The 2,672-nt window shown below is 70.8% G+C and carries 3 protein-coding genes; all 3 read right to left on the reverse strand.

Annotated features, from left to right (window positions below):
- Positions 1-143 precede the first annotated feature (143 nt).
- Positions 144-728 carry a response regulator transcription factor gene (locus tag VFX99_RS14545; RefSeq protein ID WP_329667009.1) on the reverse strand — a complete coding sequence of 195 codons (585 nt, stop codon included), beginning with the start codon at positions 726-728 and terminating at the stop codon, positions 144-146.
- Positions 725-1,849 (reverse strand): sensor histidine kinase, encoded by a 1,125-nt coding sequence (locus VFX99_RS14550; protein WP_329667010.1) that lies wholly within the window; start codon positions 1,847-1,849, stop codon positions 725-727. The genes VFX99_RS14545 and VFX99_RS14550 overlap by 4 nt, the downstream gene beginning before the upstream one ends.
- Before the next feature lie 88 nt (positions 1,850-1,937).
- On the reverse strand, positions 1,938-2,672 hold a 735-nt coding region (locus VFX99_RS14555), incomplete at its 5' end, for a Crp/Fnr family transcriptional regulator (RefSeq protein WP_329667011.1).

The following is a 2,672-nucleotide window of genomic DNA, read 5'->3' on the forward strand; positions in this document are numbered from 1 at the left end:
GATCTGGCGCGTCGCGGGATCGTGCGTGATGGTGGGTGTCATCTCATACCTCCGGTGGGTCAGTTGAGAGGTCCTGCCCACGTCGTTTGAGACCAGCTTCAGGAAGGCTCAACACGACCTAAGGTCGTAAGCCGGCTAACGGCTCAGCCGCGGGCGCCTGCAGTCGGGATGTCCAGTCGCAACGTGTGGAGGATGCGGTGGACGGCGTGCCGTACGTCGCGGCGCTCGACGCCGAGCGTCTCGGCCACCTCGGCTTCGCTGGTGCCGTCGAGCAGCATGCCGATCACGGCGTGGTGGGCGGGGTCGATGCGGGTGAACGCCTCTTCGAGCACCGTGCCGGACACCGGGGGGACGAGTCGCTCGCCACCGTGAACCGCGCGGATCGAGTGGAAGAGATCGCGCGCGCCGAGGTCCTTCGCGATCAGACCGTCCGCTTGCGCGAGCGACGCCGGCAGCGCCAGGCTGGGACTCGCATAGGCGGAGAACACGATCACGCGCGGGGCGGGAACCTCGTGCTTGATGCGATAGCAGAGCTGCAAGCCGTCGCCGCGCGGGAGGTGGTAGTCGAGCAGGATCAGATCCGGCCGGCTGCGGTTGATGATCGGCCACAGGCTCTCCTCGTCGCCGGCCGACTCGCCGGCGAAGACGATCCCCGGCTCGGCGTCGAGCACTGCGTGCAGTCCCGCGCGCAGGGCGGGATGGTCGTCGACGATGACCACGCGGATCATTTGGGGCCTCCTTCGGCGCGGCGGTACGGCACGAGCAGCTCCACGAGCGTGCCCGGGCCGTCCGCCGGGTTGGTCAGGATCAGGTCGGCGCCGATGCTCGCGGCGCGGTTCTCCATGGCACGTAGTCCGGTGGCGCCGGGGCGCTTCGAGATCGGGAGTCCTCGGCCGTCGTCACGGACCGAGATCGCGAACACGTGGTCGCCGTCGAGCATCTGCACGAAGATCGAGCTCGCGTCGGCATGCCGCAGGGCGTTGACGATCGCCTCGCACGCGATCCGGTAGACGTGCGCCGCGACGAGCGGCGGCAGCGGCGGCGCCGCCCCGTGGACGGTGATGCTCGGGCTCCCCGCGGGGGCGAGCTCGTCGACGCGGAGGCGCAGCGCCTCGTCCAGGCGGCGACCCTCCAGCGGAGAGCGCAGCTCCGCCAGGCTCGTGTCCATGTCCGAGGACGCGGATTCGAGCTCGATCGTCGCGCGCGCGACCAAGCCGGCGAGCTCGGGCTCGACACGATCCTGCAGCGAGCTCACCAGCAGATGAGCGGCGTGTATCCGCTGCTTGGCCGAGTCGTGCAGCTCCCATGCGATCCGCCGCCGCTCGGCCTCGATCGCCAGCCGCTCGCGCTCGTGGCGCTCCCGTGCCAAGCGCCGCAGAGAGTCCGCCGCGTAGGCCAGCGCACTGACGAGCAATAGCGGTAGGGAAAGATGGATGGCGAGCGTCTCCGTCGAGACGAGCTGGAGACGTCCCGGCACCGGGCCACCGGCGACGGCGACGGCGAGGAACAGCACGGAAGAGCCGATCGCGAGCAGGATCGCGCGACGCAGGGGCAGGTAGATCGCGGGCAACGCCAGCGACGCGAGCCACATGAGATAGTAGGGGCTGCGCCAATCGCCCGAGAGGACGACGAGTCCGAGGGTGATCGCCGCGTCGAGGATCCATACGGCGGGCAACCGGCGGAGTGCGGGCCACGCGACGAGGACCGCCGTGCTGATCGGTCCATAGAGCAGCAGGAGGACGTCGAGCCCGCCGACGCCGCCCCAGGCGAGCAATGCGGCCGCGACGATCGTCGCGGCCAGTCGCGCGGCGACGTAGAGGATCAGCCACTCGGACTCACGGCGCGGCAAGAGCCGTTCCAGCAACCGTCCTCGGCCGGGTCGGCGCGCGGCCATCCACGGCGATGGGATGGCCCGTCCTAGGATGCCGGCTCGCACGTCATGCCGCCGCAGGCAGGCCGATCGCCCGCTGGGGCTTGCTCGGCAGGGCGCCCTGGAGCAGCCAGCACGACTTCGACAGCCGGATGAGCTCGCCGCTCTCGCGCAGTTCCTTGAGCGTGAGGGACACCGTCGGACGCCGCAGGTTGGTGAGCCGAGAAAGCAGGCCGTGCGTGAGCTCGAGGTCCACGACCACACCGTCGGCGGTCATGCGGCCCCAGCGGTCGGCGAGATGCCAGAAGAGCGCCATCAGGCGGACGTCGGCGCGGCGGGCCTGCGCGATGGCCAGCAGTACCGCGAGCGAGCGGCTCCGGCGCAGGCCGCGCTCCATGAGCTCGGCCAGCACCGCCGGCCACTGGCACGCAAGTCGAGTGAAGACGTCGTCGAGGATCGCGACACGCGTCTCCTCGATCACGCGCCAGCTCACGCCCGAGGTCAGTGGCGCGAGATCGTCGTCCCCGTCCCAGGGGCGGATGACGTCGCCCGGGCCGAGCAGCTCGCAGCACTCGAGTTCGCTGACGCGGACGGTCCTGATCATCAGCCCCTCGATGATCAGCATCCCGAGCCAGTGCTCGCGGCGCTCGCGCAGGATGTCCGGAACGCTCCAGGCGCCCCGGCGCACCCGCAGCAGCGGGGCCGTGAGACGGCCACGGGCCTGCTCGTCGGCGCCTGGCAACAGCGCCTCGTCGGCCTCGAGCAGGCGGATGCGTCGGCTGGCGATGCTCGCGGGGGGGAA

The sequence above is a fragment of the Microbacterium sp. genome (genome assembly GCF_036277215.1).
Classification (GTDB): domain Bacteria; phylum Actinomycetota; class Actinomycetes; order Actinomycetales; family Microbacteriaceae; genus Microbacterium.